Source organism: Okeania sp. SIO2B9 (assembly GCF_010672505.1).
GTDB lineage: Bacteria > Cyanobacteriota > Cyanobacteriia > Cyanobacteriales > Microcoleaceae > Okeania > Okeania hirsuta.
In genome coordinates this window covers 1-1,356 of the sequence record NZ_JAAHGK010001653.1, presented here as the reverse complement: position 1 = coordinate 1,356, position 1,356 = coordinate 1, and the positions used below count along the sequence as shown (strand labels likewise).

Here is a 1,356-nt window from a genome sequence, read left to right as displayed (position 1 = left end):
TGTTGATTGGCAACATTATCCAAGGTAAAGTAAAATTGCGAAGAAGCTGTATCTAATGCTTGAGAGCGAGCCATAGCTATGACCCCTGCTTCATGGGATAACTCTACTGGATCGGCAACTACTTCGTTATAGACAATTTCTCCTGTGTCTGCAACTTGAATTTCCAAAGGTATTTCCCGTGGTGCTTCTGTTGCAGGGTTAATAAATTTCCCCGAGCCTAAATCTTCAATCAAAAAATCCGGATCTCTGCCCTGGGGGTCGCCACCTTGAGCTACAAAACCTTCTACAAACCGATGGAATGCCAGAGCATCATAGAAATTTTGCTCTACCAGATTGACAAAGTTAGCTGCTGTTACTGGAGCAGCGGCGGAATTGAGTGTAACAGTAATTTTTTCTCTCTCACCAGACTCTTCTTCATTTTCATTTTCCTCTTCTTCATTTTCATTTTCTTCTTCTTCTTCTTCCTGGGATACCTTTTGTACCACCATTTCCACTGTGACTTCTTGGCCTTCTAAATCAACTAATTCTAGCTCTTCTAAATATTCTTCGGTACTTTTTATTTGTTCCATTGGTTGATTAGTTCCTTAGTTCCTTGAGTTGTCCAAAATTTGCTACTTCATTATATTCTATTCTTAAATTTTGTTGCCGACAAAACTGCTTAAGTACAGGAAGAAGGTCAATTGAAAATGAGGATAAACTTCTTTTAATCATTGTTGAGCACTACCTAATTTTTTTCATTCTTGTACAGTAAAGTATAAGAAATAAAAACAGCTCTAGTTAAAACTAAAATACTTGATATTATATTCCTCTTTTTCTACTAATAAACTTTTCCATAAATTCAATTATCCAATTCTCAAAGCTGCATCTCCAAAAGGCAGTGCATCAGGAACAGAAATAGTAGTAAAATCGAAAAAGAAACTGGCACTTCTCACTTCCTCTGCTGTCGAATTATTCACAGTACCAAGAATCCTATTATCTTCCTCTGTTTCACCTTCTAATTGAATAACTGTATTATTTCCTTCTTGAGTAAAAGATAGGGAAGATATTTGTACCGAAACACCGATTCTATCCCCTTCTAAAAAATTAAAATCTGCTACTATATCTGCATTATATTCTTCATTTTCTATTAATGTCAAAATAAAAGTATCTGCACCTGCTTCACCAGCCAAATTATCCGTACCAGCATCACCAATTAAAATATCATTTCCTTCCCCAGCAGTTAATACATCACTATCTTTACCACCGCGTAAAAAATCATCTCCTCTACCACCAAATAAAGTATCACTATCTAAGTTGCCATTCAGATGCTGAGGTGGAAGCCAAGCGCGCCGGCATCGGCAAACTCATCCCGCACAT

2 protein-coding genes are annotated in these 1,356 nt (G+C 37.0%); both read right to left on the bottom strand.

Going from position 1 to position 1,356, the window contains the following annotated elements; genetic code table 11:
- The coding region (locus F6K13_RS33435; protein WP_287289964.1) for a peptidylprolyl isomerase at nucleotides 1–569 on the bottom strand (569 nt) is incomplete at its 3' end.
- Nucleotides 570–842: 273 nt separating this feature from the next.
- Complete coding sequence (locus F6K13_RS33430; protein ID WP_287289966.1) at nucleotides 843–1,304, bottom strand: hypothetical protein; 462 nt, start codon at nucleotides 1,302–1,304, stop codon at nucleotides 843–845.
- Between the last annotated feature and the right edge of the window lie 52 nt (nucleotides 1,305–1,356).